The organism is Enterobacter sp. RHBSTW-00901, assembly GCF_014103115.1.
GTDB classification, from domain to species: Bacteria; Pseudomonadota; Gammaproteobacteria; order Enterobacterales; family Enterobacteriaceae; genus Enterobacter; species Enterobacter cloacae_P.
Genome location: NZ_JABXPB010000001.1, coordinates 2,605,977 through 2,622,145, shown reverse-complemented (window position 1 = coordinate 2,622,145; position 16,169 = coordinate 2,605,977). Strand labels below are relative to the sequence as shown.

Genomic DNA, 16,169 nt, shown 5'->3' with positions numbered 1-16,169 from the left:
AAACCGGCGTTAAGCGCCGGTTTTTTTATGTCTGCTTTATTATTTCCGCAAACGAATCTGGTCGACAGCATGTTTCTCACTTTTGGTGAGGATCAGGCTGGCGCGCTCGCGCGTCGGCAGGATGTTCTCTTTCAGGTTCACGTAGTTGATCTCATTCCATAACCCTGTTGCCACATTGATGGCCTCTTCTTTAGAGAGCTGGGCGTAGTTGTGGAAATAAGAGTCGGGATCGGTAAACGCCCCTTCGCGGAACTTCAGGAAGCGGTTTATATACCAGTTTTGCAGTAAATCTTCCGGCGCATCGACATAAATAGAGAAGTCGACAAAATCGGAGACAAAGACATGATGCGGATCGTGAGGATAATCCATTCCGCTCTGCAGCACGTTTAACCCTTCCAGAATCAGGATATCCGGCTGGGCCACCGTTTTGTCGCCGTCAGGGATGCGGTCATAAATCAGGTGCGAGTAGACCGGCGCGGTCACGCTCGGCACGCCTGATTTCAGATCAGAAACGAATTTCACCAGGCGGTGCATATCATAAGAGAGCGGGAAGCCCTTCTTCTTCATCAGGCCGCGTTCTTTTAACACTTCGTTCGGGTGCAGGAAGCCGTCGGTGGTGATCAGCTCCACGCTGCGGTGTTCTGGCCAGCGGCTCAGCAACGCCTGTAGCACGCGCGCGGTGGTACTTTTTCCTACGGCAACGCTGCCCGCAATACTGATGATATAAGGAATGCGTTGCCCGTTTGTTCCGAGGAACTGCTCAAGTACCGCCTGGCGACGCAGGTTAGAGCTGATATAGAAGTTAAGCAAACGAGATAATGGTAAATAGATTTCTGCCACTTCTTCCAGGGACAGATCTTCATTTATCCCTTTTAACCGTGCGATTTCGCCTTCCGTCAGCGTCATAGGGACGGAATCACGCAGGGCAGCCCACTGGCTGCGGTTAAAGTGAAGATAAGGTGTCATTAACGGTTGCTCTTTTTTGCTCATAAGCATGCTTCGGTGAACCATCACAAAACATCCGGGCGATAGCTCATCACATAGTTAATTTTGGACAATGGGCAGGAGGTTAACACCAGATGACAGGAATAATAAGAAAAAATATGGGAAGCGGTGCGTTACGCGGGAGCCATCACGCTACGGTATATACGGTGTAAATCGGGCTTTGATGTTGAATTTTTGACCGCGAGTGAGTGAATTTACAGCGCTTAACCCTTCTTTCGCATAAAATGTGAGCGAAAGAACGTTTTATGCGATTTTTTAGTTGCATGACTGCGCATGTCTCCATAGAATGCGCGCTACTTGATGCCGACTTAGCTCAGTAGGTAGAGCAACTGACTTGTAATCAGTAGGTCACCAGTTCGATTCCGGTAGTCGGCACCATCAAGTCCGGTGGGGTTCCCGAGCGGCCAAAGGGAGCAGACTGTAAATCTGCCGTCACAGACTTCGAAGGTTCGAATCCTTCCCCCACCACCACTTTCTGGCAGCGTAAATGCCGCCGGAGCTGGTTTAAAAAATGAATCAGCTCGAACATGAAAAGAGAGAAATCTCTTTTTTTGTTACAGAAAGAACTGGGTAGCCGAGTTTCAGGATGCGGGCATCGTATAATGGCTATTACCTCAGCCTTCCAAGCTGATGATGCGGGTTCGATTCCCGCTGCCCGCTCCAATACGTGCTGATATGGCTCAGTTGGTAGAGCGCACCCTTGGTAAGGGTGAGGTCCCCAGTTCGACTCTGGGTATCAGCACCACTTCACTTCTCCCTCCCGTTTCTCTCTGTTTCAATGTAAATGTATTCAACAGTTCAGGCATTTCGCCTGGTTGATGTGGTGATATCACCGATTTATCCGTGTCTTAGAGGGACAATCGATGTCTAAAGAAAAGTTTGAACGTACAAAACCGCACGTTAACGTCGGTACTATCGGCCACGTTGACCATGGTAAAACAACGCTGACCGCTGCAATCACTACCGTTCTGGCAAAAACCTACGGTGGTTCTGCTCGTGCATTCGACCAGATCGATAACGCACCAGAAGAAAAAGCTCGTGGTATCACCATCAACACTTCCCACGTTGAATATGACACCCCGACTCGCCACTACGCACACGTAGACTGCCCAGGCCACGCCGACTATGTTAAAAACATGATCACCGGTGCTGCGCAGATGGACGGCGCGATCCTGGTTGTTGCTGCGACTGACGGCCCTATGCCTCAGACTCGTGAGCACATCCTGCTGGGTCGTCAGGTAGGCGTTCCTTACATCATCGTGTTCCTGAACAAGTGTGACATGGTTGATGACGAAGAACTGCTGGAACTGGTAGAGATGGAAGTTCGTGAACTGCTGTCTCAGTACGATTTCCCAGGCGACGATACTCCAATCGTTCGTGGTTCTGCTCTGAAAGCGCTGGAAGGCGAAGCAGAGTGGGAAGCGAAAATCATCGAACTGGCTGGCTTCCTGGATTCTTACATCCCAGAACCAGAGCGTGCGATTGACAAGCCATTCCTGCTGCCAATTGAAGACGTATTCTCCATCTCCGGTCGTGGTACCGTTGTTACCGGTCGTGTAGAGCGCGGTATCATCAAAGTTGGCGAAGAAGTTGAAATCGTTGGTATCAAAGAGACTGCGAAGTCTACCTGTACTGGCGTTGAAATGTTCCGCAAACTGCTGGACGAAGGCCGTGCTGGTGAGAACGTTGGTGTTCTGCTGCGTGGTATCAAACGTGAAGAAATCGAACGTGGTCAGGTACTGGCGAAGCCAGGCTCAATCAAGCCACACACCAAGTTCGAATCTGAAGTGTACATTCTGTCCAAAGACGAAGGCGGCCGTCATACTCCGTTCTTCAAAGGCTACCGTCCACAGTTCTACTTCCGTACAACTGACGTGACCGGTACCATCGAACTGCCAGAAGGCGTAGAGATGGTAATGCCAGGCGACAACATCAAGATGGTTGTGACGCTGATCCACCCAATCGCGATGGACGACGGTCTGCGTTTCGCAATCCGTGAAGGCGGTCGTACCGTTGGCGCGGGCGTGGTTGCTAAAGTTCTCGGCTAATCGCTGATAACATTTGACGCAATGCGCATGAAAAGGGCATCATTTGATGCCCTTTTTGCACGCTTTCACATCAGAACCTGGCTCATCAGTGATTATTTTTGTCATAATCATTGCTGAGACAGGCTCTGCAGAGAGCGTATAATCTCTAAAGGGATTAAGCGTTTCGATTTGGCTCGCCTCGCAATCGCGGGGTGAAATTATTTGTAGAATTCTTCTGACAGGTTGGTTTATGAGTGCGAATACCGAAGCTCAAGGGAGCGGGCGCGGCCTGGAAGCGATGAAGTGGATCGCTGTTGCCGTGCTGCTGATTGTGGCAATCGTTGGCAACTATCTTTATCGTGACATGATGCTGCCGCTGCGTGCGCTGGCAGTGGTGATTCTGATTGCTGCAGCGGGCGGTGTCGCGCTGTTAACTACTAAAGGTAAAGCAACCGTTGCTTTCGCGCGCGAAGCACGTACCGAAGTCCGCAAGGTCATTTGGCCAACCCGCCAGGAAACATTGCATACCACTCTGATTGTGGCTGCAGTAACTGCGGTAATGTCACTGATCCTGTGGGGACTGGATGGTATTCTGGTTCGCCTGGTATCCTTTATCACTGGCCTGAGGTTCTAAGATGTCTGAAGCCCCTAAAAAGCGTTGGTACGTCGTTCAGGCGTTTTCCGGTTTTGAAGGCCGCGTAGCAACATCGCTGCGTGAGCATATCAAATTACACAATATGGAAGAGTTATTTGGCGAAGTGATGGTTCCGACCGAAGAAGTGGTCGAGATCCGTGGCGGCCAGCGTCGCAAAAGCGAGCGTAAATTCTTCCCGGGTTACGTGCTGGTTCAGATGGTTATGAACGATGCGAGCTGGCACCTGGTGCGCAGCGTACCGCGCGTAATGGGCTTTATCGGCGGCACGTCTGACCGTCCGGCTCCAATCAGCGACAAAGAAGTTGATGCGATTATGAACCGCCTGCAGCAGGTGGGTGATAAGCCGCGTCCGAAAACGCTGTTTGAACCGGGTGAAATGGTTCGTGTTAATGACGGTCCGTTTGCTGACTTTAATGGCGTGGTTGAAGAAGTGGACTACGAGAAGTCCCGCCTGAAAGTTTCTGTTTCTATCTTCGGTCGTGCGACCCCGGTAGAACTGGACTTTGCCCAGGTAGAAAAAGCCTAAGTAGCGATCAAAAAAGCGGCGATTTAATCGTTGCACAGGGCGCGAGATTGGAATACAATTTCGCGCCTTTTGTTTTTATGGGCTAAGCCCGTAAAACGATTTTTTATCACGGGGAGCCTCCCTGAGGCGTTATCACCCAATCAGAGGATTTTAGAATGGCTAAGAAAGTACAAGCCTACGTCAAGCTGCAGGTTGCAGCTGGTATGGCGAACCCAAGTCCACCAGTTGGTCCAGCTCTGGGTCAGCAGGGTGTGAACATCATGGAATTCTGTAAAGCGTTCAACGCCAAAACCGAATCCCTGGAAAAAGGTCTGCCAATCCCAGTCGTAATCACTGTTTACGCTGACCGTTCTTTCACTTTCGTTACCAAAACCCCTCCAGCAGCAGTTCTGCTGAAGAAAGCGGCTGGTATCAAGTCTGGTTCCGGTAAACCGAACAAAGACAAAGTGGGTAAAATTTCCCGCGCTCAGCTGCAGGAAATCGCGCAGACCAAAGCTGCCGACATGACTGGTGCCGACATTGAAGCGATGACTCGCTCAATCGAAGGTACTGCACGTTCCATGGGCCTGGTAGTGGAGGACTAAGAAATGGCTAAACTGACCAAGCGCATGTCCGTGATCCGTGACAAAGTTGATGCGACCAAACAGTACGACATCAACGAAGCTATCGCTCTGCTGAAAGAACTGGCTACTGCTAAGTTCGTTGAAAGCGTTGACGTTGCTGTTAACCTGGGCATCGATGCTCGTAAATCTGATCAGAACGTTCGTGGTGCAACTGTACTGCCACACGGTACTGGCCGTTCCGTTCGCGTAGCTGTATTTACTCAGGGTGCAAACGCAGAAGCTGCTAAAGCTGCTGGTGCTGAACTGGTAGGTATGGAAGATCTGGCAGACCAGATCAAGAAAGGCGAAATGAACTTTGACGTTGTTATTGCATCTCCAGATGCAATGCGCGTTGTTGGTCAGCTGGGCCAGGTTCTGGGTCCACGCGGCCTGATGCCAAACCCGAAAGTGGGTACCGTTACTCCTAACGTTGCTGAAGCGGTTAAGAACGCTAAAGCAGGTCAGGTTCGTTATCGTAACGACAAAAACGGCATCATCCACACCACCATCGGTAAAGTGGACTTTGACGCTGACAAACTGAAAGAAAACCTGGAATCTCTGCTGGTTGCGCTGAAAAAAGCGAAACCAACTCAGGCTAAAGGCGTGTACATCAAGAAAGTTAGCATCTCCACCACTATGGGTGCAGGTGTTGCAGTTGACCAGGCTGGCCTGAGCGCTGCTGCAAACTAATGCCTTTACGTGGGCGGTGATTTTGTCTACAATCTTACCCCCACGTTTGCTAACGAAAGTTAGCGGCTAAAAGATTTGTTCGTTGGAGCCTGGCCTATCCAGGCCTCCGTCGAAGACCGCAGGTGTTTCGCAAGAGACTTAATCCCCTGCGTAGACGGTGACAGAACGCTAAGATTATTTTTTGAATACTCTGGCTTGTTTCTGCTCACCGTATTAAGACGCTCTCTCCGTTTGGAGGAGTGAAGTGAGTTCCGGAACTTGAGTTCCGGCAAACATCCAGGAGCAAAGCTAATGGCTTTAAATCTTCAAGACAAACAAGCGATTGTTGCTGAAGTCAGCGAAGTAGCCAAAGGCGCGCTGTCTGCAGTAGTTGCGGATTCCCGTGGCGTTACTGTAGACAAAATGACTGAACTGCGTAAAGCAGGTCGTGAAGCTGGCGTATACATGCGTGTTGTTCGTAACACCCTGCTGCGCCGCGTAGTTGAAGGTACTCCATTCGAGTGCCTGAAAGACACGTTTGTTGGTCCGACCCTGATTGCATACTCTATGGAACATCCGGGCGCTGCTGCTCGTCTGTTCAAAGAGTTCGCGAAAGCGAATGCAAAATTTGAGGTCAAAGCTGCAGCCTTTGAAGGTGAGTTGATCACGGCATCGCAAATCGATCGCCTGGCAACCCTGCCGACCTACGAAGAAGCAATTGCACGCCTGATGGCAACCATGAAAGAAGCTTCGGCTGGCAAACTGGTTCGCACTCTGGCTGCTGTTCGCGATGCGAAAGAAGCTGCTTAATAGCAGTTATCTTTATAAAGCATTTGCTTACGTATAAACTTATTCTGATTTTCAGGAACAATTTAAATGTCTATCACTAAAGATCAAATCATTGAAGCAGTTGCAGCTATGTCCGTAATGGACGTTGTAGAACTGATCTCTGCAATGGAAGAAAAATTCGGTGTTTCTGCTGCTGCCGCTGTAGCTGTTGCTGCTGGCCCAGCTGCTGACGCTGCTGAAGAAAAAACTGAATTCGACGTAATTCTGAAAGCTGCTGGCGCTAACAAAGTTGCTGTTATCAAAGCAGTACGTGGCGCAACTGGCCTGGGTCTGAAAGAAGCTAAAGACCTGGTAGAATCTGCTCCAGCTGCGCTGAAAGAAGGCGTGAGCAAAGACGACGCAGAAGCACTGAAAAAATCTCTGGAAGAAGCTGGCGCTGAAGTTGAAGTTAAATAAGCCAACTTTTCTGGTTGCAGCCTAATTACTTAGGCTGATGGCTGGTGACTTTTTAGTCACCAGCCTTTTTGCGCTGTAAGGCATCAGTAGCATTTCACACTGTTTGACTGCTGGTTGTCCTGACAATGCTTGTTTCTATCGACGACTTAATATATTGCGACAGGGTGCTCGCTCTGTGTAAATCGCGACGAAATGATTTAAGCGTGATAGCAACAGGTATTGCGGAAAGTATTCAATTTTCCGGTCCACAAAATGGTGTTGCACAAACTGTCCCTTCGTCGGACAGATGGGTCGACTTGTCAGCGAGCTGAGGAACCCTATGGTTTACTCCTATACCGAGAAAAAACGTATTCGTAAGGATTTTGGTAAACGTCCACAAGTTCTGGACATTCCATATCTCCTTTCTATCCAGCTTGACTCGTTCCAGAAGTTTATCGAGCAAGATCCTGAAGGGCAGTACGGCCTGGAAGCAGCCTTCCGTTCCGTGTTCCCGATTCAGAGCTACAGCGGTAACTCCGAGCTGCAGTACGTCAGCTACCGCCTTGGCGAACCGGTGTTTGACGTTCAGGAATGTCAGATCCGTGGCGTGACCTATTCCGCACCGCTGCGCGTAAAACTGCGTCTGGTGATCTACGAGCGCGAAGCGCCGGAAGGCACCGTTAAAGACATTAAAGAACAAGAAGTCTACATGGGTGAAATTCCACTCATGACAGACAACGGTACTTTCGTAATCAACGGTACTGAGCGTGTTATCGTTTCCCAGCTGCATCGTAGCCCGGGCGTCTTCTTCGACAGCGATAAAGGTAAAACACACTCTTCCGGTAAAGTACTGTATAACGCGCGCATCATTCCTTACCGTGGTTCATGGCTGGACTTCGAGTTCGATCCAAAAGACAACCTGTTTGTCCGTATCGACCGTCGTCGTAAGCTGCCTGCGACCATCATTCTGCGTGCGCTGCAATACACCACTGAGCAGATCCTGGACCTGTTCTTTGAGAAAGTGATCTTTGAAATCCGCGACAACAAGCTGCAGATGGAGCTGGTGCCGGAACGTCTGCGTGGTGAGACCGCGTCGTTCGACATTGAAGCCGACGGCAAAGTGTATGTGGAAAAAGGTCGCCGTATCACTGCGCGCCATATCCGCCAGCTGGAAAAAGATGATATCAAACACATCGAAGTTCCGGTTGAGTACATTGCAGGAAAAGTGTCCGCGAAAGATTACGTTGATGAATCAACTGGCGAGCTGATCTGCCCGGCGAACATGGAGCTGAGCCTGGATCTGCTGGCTAAGCTGAGCCAGTCTGGTCACAAACGTATCGAAACGCTGTTCACCAACGATCTGGACCACGGCGCGTATATGTCTGAGACTATTCGCGTCGACCCAACCACCGATCGTCTGAGCGCGCTGGTAGAAATCTACCGCATGATGCGTCCTGGTGAGCCACCAACTCGCGAAGCGGCTGAAAGCCTGTTCGAGAACCTGTTCTTCTCCGAAGACCGCTACGATCTGTCCGCGGTTGGTCGTATGAAGTTCAACCGTTCTCTGCTGCGCGACGAAATCGAAGGTTCCGGTATCCTGAGCAAAGACGACATCATCGAAGTGATGAAGAAGCTCATCGATATCCGTAACGGTAAAGGCGAAGTGGACGATATCGACCACCTCGGCAACCGTCGTATCCGTTCCGTAGGCGAAATGGCGGAAAACCAGTTCCGCGTTGGCCTGGTACGTGTAGAGCGTGCGGTGAAAGAGCGTCTGTCTCTGGGCGATCTGGATACCCTGATGCCTCAGGATATGATCAACGCCAAGCCGATTTCTGCAGCAGTGAAAGAGTTCTTCGGTTCCAGCCAGCTGTCTCAGTTCATGGACCAGAACAACCCGCTGTCTGAGATTACGCACAAACGTCGTATCTCTGCACTCGGCCCAGGCGGTCTGACCCGTGAACGTGCAGGCTTCGAAGTTCGAGACGTACACCCGACTCACTACGGTCGCGTATGTCCAATCGAAACGCCTGAAGGTCCAAACATCGGTCTGATCAACTCCCTGTCCGTGTACGCACAGACTAACGAATACGGTTTCCTTGAGACGCCGTACCGTAAAGTGACCGACGGTGTTGTTACCGACGAAATTCATTACCTGTCTGCTATTGAAGAAGGTAACTACGTTATCGCTCAGGCGAACTCCAACCTGGATGACGAAGGCCACTTTGAAGAAGACCTGGTAACCTGCCGTAGCAAAGGCGAATCCAGCTTGTTCAGCCGCGACCAGGTTGACTACATGGACGTATCCACCCAGCAGGTGGTTTCCGTCGGTGCGTCCCTGATCCCGTTCCTGGAACACGATGACGCCAACCGTGCATTGATGGGTGCGAACATGCAACGTCAGGCCGTTCCAACTCTGCGCGCTGATAAGCCGCTGGTTGGTACCGGTATGGAACGTGCTGTTGCCGTTGACTCCGGTGTTACTGCAGTTGCTAAACGTGGCGGTACCGTCCAGTACGTTGATGCATCCCGTATCGTTATCAAAGTTAACGAAGATGAGATGTATCCGGGCGAAGCGGGTATCGACATCTACAACCTGACCAAATACACCCGTTCTAACCAGAACACCTGTATCAACCAGATGCCTTGTGTATCTCTGGGTGAGCCAGTTGAGCGCGGCGACGTGCTGGCAGACGGTCCGTCCACCGACCTCGGTGAACTGGCGCTCGGTCAGAACATGCGCGTAGCGTTCATGCCGTGGAACGGTTACAACTTCGAAGACTCCATCCTCGTCTCCGAGCGTGTGGTTCAGGAAGATCGTTTCACCACCATCCACATTCAGGAACTGGCATGTGTATCCCGTGACACCAAGCTGGGGCCAGAAGAGATCACTGCTGATATCCCTAACGTGGGTGAAGCTGCGCTCTCCAAACTGGATGAATCCGGTATCGTTTACATCGGTGCAGAAGTGACCGGTGGCGACATTCTGGTTGGTAAGGTCACGCCGAAAGGTGAAACCCAGCTGACGCCAGAAGAGAAGCTGCTGCGTGCAATCTTCGGTGAGAAAGCGTCTGACGTTAAAGACTCTTCTCTGCGTGTGCCAAACGGTGTTTCCGGTACGGTTATCGACGTTCAGGTCTTCACCCGTGACGGCGTTGAGAAAGATAAACGTGCGCTGGAAATCGAAGAGATGCAGCTCAAACAGGCTAAGAAAGACCTGTCTGAAGAACTGCAAATCCTCGAAGCGGGTCTGTTCAGCCGTATCTATGCGGTGCTGGTTGCCGGTGGTGTTGAAGCTGAGAAGCTCGACAAACTGCCACGCGATCGCTGGCTGGAACTGGGTCTGACCGACGAAGAGAAACAAAATCAGCTGGAACAACTGGCTGAGCAGTATGACGAACTGAAACACGAGTTCGAGAAAAAACTCGAAGCGAAACGCCGTAAAATCACTCAGGGCGACGATCTGGCACCAGGCGTGCTGAAGATTGTTAAGGTCTATCTGGCTGTTAAACGTCAGATCCAGCCTGGTGATAAGATGGCAGGTCGTCACGGTAACAAGGGTGTTATCTCTAAGATCAACCCGATCGAAGATATGCCGCACGATGCTAACGGTACGCCGGTAGATATCGTACTGAACCCGCTGGGCGTACCGTCTCGTATGAACATCGGTCAGATCCTGGAAACTCACCTGGGTATGGCTGCGAAAGGTATTGGCGACAAGATTAACGCCATGCTGAAACAGCAGCAGGAAGTCGCGAAACTGCGCGAATTCATCCAGCGTGCCTACGATCTGGGTACCGACGTTCGTCAGAAAGTCGACCTGAACACCTTCAGCGATGAAGAAGTGCTGCGTCTGGCAGAGAACCTGCGTAAAGGTATGCCAATTGCAACGCCGGTATTCGACGGTGCAAAAGAAGCTGAAATTAAAGAGCTGCTGCAACTGGGTGGTCTGCCATCTTCTGGTCAGATTACGCTGTTTGACGGCCGTACCGGCGAGCAGTTTGAGCGTCAGGTAACCGTAGGTTACATGTACATGCTGAAACTGAACCACCTGGTCGACGACAAGATGCACGCTCGTTCTACCGGTTCTTACAGCCTGGTTACTCAGCAGCCGCTGGGTGGTAAGGCGCAGTTCGGTGGTCAGCGCTTCGGGGAGATGGAAGTGTGGGCGCTGGAAGCATACGGCGCAGCATACACCCTGCAGGAAATGCTCACCGTTAAGTCTGATGACGTGAACGGTCGTACCAAGATGTATAAGAACATCGTGGACGGCAACCATCAGATGGAACCGGGCATGCCAGAATCCTTCAACGTACTGTTGAAAGAGATTCGTTCGCTGGGTATCAACATCGAACTGGAAGACGAGTAATTCTCGCTCAAACAGGTCACTGGTGTCGGGTTAACCCCCGACACCGGATTGTGCTAACTCCGACGGGAGCAAATCCGTGAAAGATTTATTAAAGTTTCTGAAAGCGCAGACTAAAACCGAAGAGTTTGATGCGATCAAAATTGCTCTGGCTTCGCCAGACATGATCCGTTCATGGTCTTTCGGTGAAGTTAAAAAGCCGGAAACCATTAACTACCGTACGTTCAAACCTGAGCGTGACGGCCTTTTCTGTGCACGTATCTTCGGGCCAGTAAAAGATTACGAGTGCCTGTGCGGTAAGTACAAGCGCCTGAAACACCGTGGTGTGATCTGTGAGAAGTGCGGCGTTGAAGTGACCCAGACCAAAGTGCGCCGTGAGCGCATGGGCCACATCGAGCTGGCGTCTCCAACTGCCCACATCTGGTTCCTGAAATCCCTGCCGTCCCGTATCGGTCTGCTGCTGGATATGCCACTGCGTGATATCGAACGTGTTCTGTACTTCGAATCTTATGTGGTTATCGAAGGCGGGATGACGAACCTGGAACGTCACCAGATCCTGACTGAAGAGCAGTATCTGGACGCGCTGGAAGAGTTCGGTGACGAATTCGACGCGAAGATGGGTGCGGAAGCTATTCAGGCCCTGCTGAAGAGCATGGATCTGGAGCAAGAGTGCGAGCAGCTGCGTGAAGAGCTGAACGAAACCAACTCCGAAACCAAGCGTAAAAAGCTGACCAAGCGTATCAAACTGCTGGAAGCGTTCGTTCAGTCTGGTAACAAACCAGAGTGGATGATCCTGACCGTTCTGCCGGTTCTGCCGCCAGATCTGCGTCCGCTGGTTCCGCTGGATGGTGGTCGTTTCGCAACGTCTGACCTGAACGATCTGTATCGTCGCGTCATTAACCGTAACAACCGTCTGAAACGTCTGCTGGATCTGGCTGCGCCGGACATCATCGTACGCAACGAAAAACGTATGCTGCAGGAAGCGGTTGACGCCCTGCTGGATAACGGTCGTCGCGGTCGTGCGATCACCGGTTCTAACAAACGTCCTCTGAAATCTTTGGCCGACATGATCAAAGGTAAACAGGGTCGTTTCCGTCAGAACCTGCTCGGTAAGCGTGTTGACTACTCCGGTCGTTCTGTAATCACCGTAGGTCCATACCTGCGTCTGCATCAGTGCGGTCTGCCGAAGAAAATGGCACTGGAGCTGTTCAAACCATTCATCTACGGCAAACTGGAGCTGCGTGGCCTCGCCACCACCATCAAAGCCGCTAAGAAAATGGTTGAGCGTGAAGAAGCTGTCGTTTGGGATATCCTGGACGAAGTTATCCGCGAACACCCGGTACTGCTGAACCGTGCACCAACACTGCACCGTCTGGGTATCCAGGCATTTGAACCGGTACTGATCGAAGGTAAAGCTATCCAGCTGCACCCGCTGGTTTGTGCGGCATATAACGCCGACTTCGATGGTGACCAGATGGCTGTTCACGTACCGCTGACGCTGGAAGCCCAGCTGGAAGCGCGTGCGCTGATGATGTCTACCAACAACATCCTGTCCCCAGCGAACGGTGAACCAATCATCGTTCCTTCTCAGGACGTTGTATTGGGTCTGTACTACATGACCCGTGACTGTGTTAACGCCAAAGGCGAAGGCATGGTGCTGACTGGCCCTAAAGAAGCTGAGCGTATTTATCGCGCTGGCCTGGCCTCTCTGCATGCGCGCGTTAAAGTGCGTATCACCGAATACGAAAAAGATGAAAACGGCGAATTCGTTGCGAAGACCAGCCTGAAAGACACGACCGTTGGCCGTGCCATTCTGTGGATGATCGTACCGAAAGGTCTGCCTTTCTCCATCGTCAACCAGGCGCTGGGCAAGAAAGCAATCTCCAAAATGCTGAACACCTGTTACCGCATTCTGGGCCTGAAGCCGACCGTTATCTTCGCTGACCAGACCATGTACACCGGCTTTGCTTACGCTGCGCGCTCAGGTGCGTCCGTAGGTATCGACGACATGGTTATCCCAGAGAAGAAACACGAGATCATCTCTGAAGCGGAAGCTGAAGTTGCTGAGATCCAGGAGCAGTTCCAGTCTGGTCTGGTAACCGCAGGCGAACGCTATAACAAAGTTATCGATATCTGGGCTGCGGCGAACGATCGTGTATCCAAAGCGATGATGGATAACCTGCAAACCGAAACCGTGATTAACCGTGACGGCGTAGAAGAGCAGCAGGTTTCCTTCAACAGCATCTACATGATGGCCGACTCCGGTGCGCGTGGTTCTGCAGCACAGATTCGTCAGCTGGCAGGTATGCGTGGTCTGATGGCGAAGCCAGATGGCTCCATTATCGAAACGCCAATCACCGCGAACTTCCGTGAAGGTCTGAACGTACTCCAGTACTTCATCTCCACGCACGGTGCGCGTAAAGGTCTGGCGGATACCGCACTGAAAACGGCGAACTCCGGTTATCTGACGCGTCGTCTGGTTGACGTTGCGCAGGATCTGGTTGTGACCGAAGACGATTGTGGCACCCTCGAAGGTATCACCATGACCCCGGTTATCGAGGGTGGTGATGTTAAAGAGCCACTGCGCGATCGCGTACTGGGTCGTGTCGCTGCGGAAGACATTCTGAAGCCGGGTACTGCAGACATTCTGGTTCCACGTAACACGCTGCTGCACGAACAGTGGTGTGACCTGCTGGAAGCGAACTCTGTTGACTCAGTGAAAGTCCGTTCTGTTGTATCTTGTGACACCGACTTTGGTGTATGTGCGCACTGCTATGGTCGTGACCTGGCGCGTGGCCACATCATCAACAAAGGTGAAGCAATCGGTGTTATCGCGGCACAGTCCATCGGTGAACCGGGTACACAGCTGACGATGCGTACGTTCCACATCGGTGGTGCGGCATCTCGTGCGGCTGCTGAATCCAGCATCCAGGTGAAAAACAAAGGTAGCATCAAGCTCAGCAACGCGAAGTCTGTTGTTAACTCCGCTGGCAAGCTGGTTGTGACCTCTCGTAACACCGAGCTGAAACTGATCGACGAATTCGGTCGTACCAAAGAGAGCTATAAAGTGCCTTACGGTGCTGTTATGGCGAAAGGTGATGGCGAGCAGGTTGCTGGCGGTGAAACCGTTGCAAACTGGGATCCACACACCATGCCGGTTATCACCGAAGTAAGTGGTTTCATCCGCTTCACTGACATGATCGACGGCCAGACCATTACTCGTCAGACCGACGAGCTGACCGGTCTGTCTTCTCTGGTGGTTCTGGATTCTGCTGAACGTACTACCGGTGGTAAAGATCTGCGTCCTGCACTGAAAATCGTTGATGCTCAGGGTAACGACGTTCTGATCCCTGGTACCGATATGCCTGCGCAGTACTTCCTGCCGGGTAAAGCGATCGTTCAGCTGGAAGATGGCATTCAGATTGGTGCGGGTGATGCTCTGGCGCGTATTCCTCAGGAATCCAGCGGTACCAAGGACATCACCGGTGGTCTGCCACGCGTTGCGGATCTGTTCGAAGCACGTCGTCCGAAAGAGCCGGCAATCCTGGCTGAAATCAGCGGTATCATTTCCTTCGGTAAAGAGACCAAAGGTAAACGCCGTCTGGTGATCACCCCGGTTGATGGTAGCGAGCCGTACGAAGAGATGATTCCTAAGTGGCGTCAGCTCAACGTGTTCGAAGGTGAACGTGTAGAACGTGGTGACGTGGTTTCCGACGGTCCAGAAGCGCCGCACGACATTCTGCGTCTTCGTGGCGTACACGCGGTAACGCGTTACATCACCAACGAAGTACAGGACGTTTACCGTCTGCAAGGCGTTAAGATTAACGATAAACACATCGAAGTTATCGTTCGTCAGATGCTGCGTAAAGCAACCATCGAAAACGCAGGCAGCTCTGAGTTCCTGGAAGGCGAACAGGTTGAATACTCACGCGTTAAGATCGCTAACCGCGATCTGGAAGCGAACGGCAAAATCGGTGCGACCTTCGCACGCGATCTGCTGGGTATCACCAAAGCGTCTCTGGCAACCGAGTCCTTCATCTCTGCAGCATCGTTCCAGGAAACGACTCGTGTCCTGACCGAAGCGGCTGTTGCGGGTAAACGTGATGAACTGCGTGGTCTGAAAGAGAACGTTATCGTGGGTCGTCTGATCCCGGCTGGTACCGGTTATGCGTACCATCAGGATCGTATGCGTCGTCGTGCAGCGGGCGAACTGCCAGCAGCACCGCAGGTGACTGCAGAAGATGCATCCGCGAGCCTGGCAGAACTGCTGAACGCAGGTCTGGGCGGTTCCGACAACGAGTAATCGTTGATTCAGCTAATAAAAAACCCGCTTCGGCGGGTTTTTTTATGGCGTTTTGTCGGTCAGCGTAGCACTACCGGGCTTTTATCAGTTAATCAGCGGCAGTCGACGATAAAGCTCAATCATATCGCCTGCCAGATCCTGGATGACCATCGCGTTCATCAGGTGATCCTGAGAGTGGACGGTGATCAGGTTAACCGGCAGCTTCCCGGTACCTTCATCAAGCCCAATGAGCTGCGTCTGGATCGTGTGCGCATGCTTCACATATTCGCGCGACTCTTCCATCGCCTTTTCGGCTTCCTCAAAGTCACCTTTGCGTGCCATCTGCAATGCCGTCAGGGCAGCACTGCGCGCTGCACCTGCGTTGACCAGCAGTTCCATGATTGTTGTTTCTAAATCTTCCACGGGTCACTCCAGTAGTTTGAGCGCTTTTTCCAGTACGACATCACCTTTCATCATGCCGTAATCCATCATGTCGATGACTGCGACCTTTTTACCCAACGGGTCGGCTTGAGCCTGAAGTTTTGCCTGCTCGTATTTAACCTGTGGCCCCAGTAATACGATGTCGGCCGCCGCGATGTTGTCTTTAAACTCCGCGACCGGAACGGCTTTAATGGTGACTTCAACCCCTTTTTTCTGCGCGGCATCTTTCATACGTTGCACCAGCATGCTGGTTGACATTCCCGCTGCACAGCATAAAACGATGTTCTTCATAATCAGCCTCGATCTACATGTGTTTATTGATAATTATCTCGTGCAGACCGCTTCAACAACCGCTTTACCGCGATTGTGTGT

At 51.7% G+C, this 16,169-nt stretch carries 12 protein-coding genes and 4 tRNA genes; 13 read left to right on the top strand and 3 right to left on the bottom strand.

Features of this window, described 5'->3' with window-relative positions; all coding sequences use genetic code 11:
* Window positions 1-39 precede the first annotated feature (39 nt).
* Window positions 40-990 (bottom strand): type I pantothenate kinase, encoded by a 951-nt coding sequence (gene coaA, locus HV318_RS12640; protein WP_220471157.1) that lies wholly within the window; start codon window positions 988-990, stop codon window positions 40-42.
* A gap of 317 nt (window positions 991-1,307) precedes the next feature.
* Here coaA and HV318_RS12635 point away from each other — a divergent pair.
* From HV318_RS12635 to rpoC, 13 genes are all read left to right on the top strand, one after another.
* Window positions 1,308-1,383, top strand: a tRNA-Thr gene (locus HV318_RS12635).
* An 8-nt stretch (window positions 1,384-1,391) separates the two neighbouring features.
* A tRNA-Tyr gene (locus HV318_RS12630) sits at window positions 1,392-1,476 on the top strand.
* A gap of 117 nt (window positions 1,477-1,593) precedes the next feature.
* Window positions 1,594-1,668, top strand: a tRNA-Gly gene (locus HV318_RS12625).
* A 6-nt stretch (window positions 1,669-1,674) separates the two neighbouring features.
* Window positions 1,675-1,750: transfer RNA gene (locus HV318_RS12620), tRNA-Thr, on the top strand.
* Window positions 1,751-1,868: 118 nt separating this feature from the next.
* Window positions 1,869-3,053 carry an elongation factor Tu gene (gene tuf / locus HV318_RS12615; protein ID WP_023326212.1) on the top strand — a complete coding sequence of 395 codons (1,185 nt, stop codon included), beginning with the start codon at window positions 1,869-1,871 and terminating at the stop codon, window positions 3,051-3,053.
* Window positions 3,054-3,282: 229 nt separating this feature from the next.
* A complete protein-coding gene (secE, locus tag HV318_RS12610; protein ID WP_032644497.1) occupies window positions 3,283-3,666 on the top strand; it encodes a preprotein translocase subunit SecE in 384 nt (127 codons plus the stop codon).
* Between the two features lies 1 nt (window position 3,667).
* The gene (nusG, locus tag HV318_RS12605) at window positions 3,668-4,213 is read left to right on the top strand and encodes a transcription termination/antitermination protein NusG (RefSeq protein WP_003862341.1); all 546 of its coding nucleotides are present in this window, start codon (window positions 3,668-3,670) and stop codon (window positions 4,211-4,213) included.
* A gap of 155 nt (window positions 4,214-4,368) precedes the next feature.
* The gene (gene rplK, locus HV318_RS12600) at window positions 4,369-4,797 is read left to right on the top strand and encodes a 50S ribosomal protein L11 (protein WP_008503452.1); all 429 of its coding nucleotides are present in this window, start codon (window positions 4,369-4,371) and stop codon (window positions 4,795-4,797) included.
* A 3-nt stretch (window positions 4,798-4,800) separates the two neighbouring features.
* Window positions 4,801-5,505, top strand: a complete 705-nt coding sequence (gene rplA / locus HV318_RS12595) for a 50S ribosomal protein L1 (protein WP_182273028.1) — start codon at window positions 4,801-4,803, stop codon at window positions 5,503-5,505.
* Between the two features lie 291 nt (window positions 5,506-5,796).
* Window positions 5,797-6,294 (top strand): 50S ribosomal protein L10, encoded by a 498-nt coding sequence (gene rplJ / locus HV318_RS12590; protein ID WP_182273027.1) that lies wholly within the window; start codon window positions 5,797-5,799, stop codon window positions 6,292-6,294.
* Between the two features lie 66 nt (window positions 6,295-6,360).
* Window positions 6,361-6,729, top strand: coding sequence for a 50S ribosomal protein L7/L12 (gene rplL, locus HV318_RS12585; RefSeq protein ID WP_014882064.1), 369 nt, complete (start codon window positions 6,361-6,363; stop codon window positions 6,727-6,729).
* A gap of 319 nt (window positions 6,730-7,048) precedes the next feature.
* Entirely contained in the window at window positions 7,049-11,077 is a 4,029-nt protein-coding gene (gene rpoB / locus HV318_RS12580; protein WP_182273026.1) for a DNA-directed RNA polymerase subunit beta, read from the top strand.
* 76 nt (window positions 11,078-11,153) lie between these two features.
* On the top strand, window positions 11,154-15,377 hold the full coding sequence (rpoC, locus tag HV318_RS12575; protein ID WP_182273025.1) for a DNA-directed RNA polymerase subunit beta': 4,224 nt from the start codon (window positions 11,154-11,156) through the stop codon (window positions 15,375-15,377).
* Window positions 15,378-15,461: 84 nt separating this feature from the next.
* Here the strand turns inward: rpoC and HV318_RS12570 are convergent, their stop codons facing one another.
* Entirely contained in the window at window positions 15,462-15,779 is a 318-nt protein-coding gene (locus HV318_RS12570) for a PTS lactose/cellobiose transporter subunit IIA (RefSeq protein WP_182273024.1), read from the bottom strand.
* A gap of 3 nt (window positions 15,780-15,782) precedes the next feature.
* Entirely contained in the window at window positions 15,783-16,088 is a 306-nt protein-coding gene (locus HV318_RS12565; protein WP_182273023.1) for a PTS sugar transporter subunit IIB, read from the bottom strand.
* Window positions 16,089-16,169 lie beyond the last annotated feature (81 nt).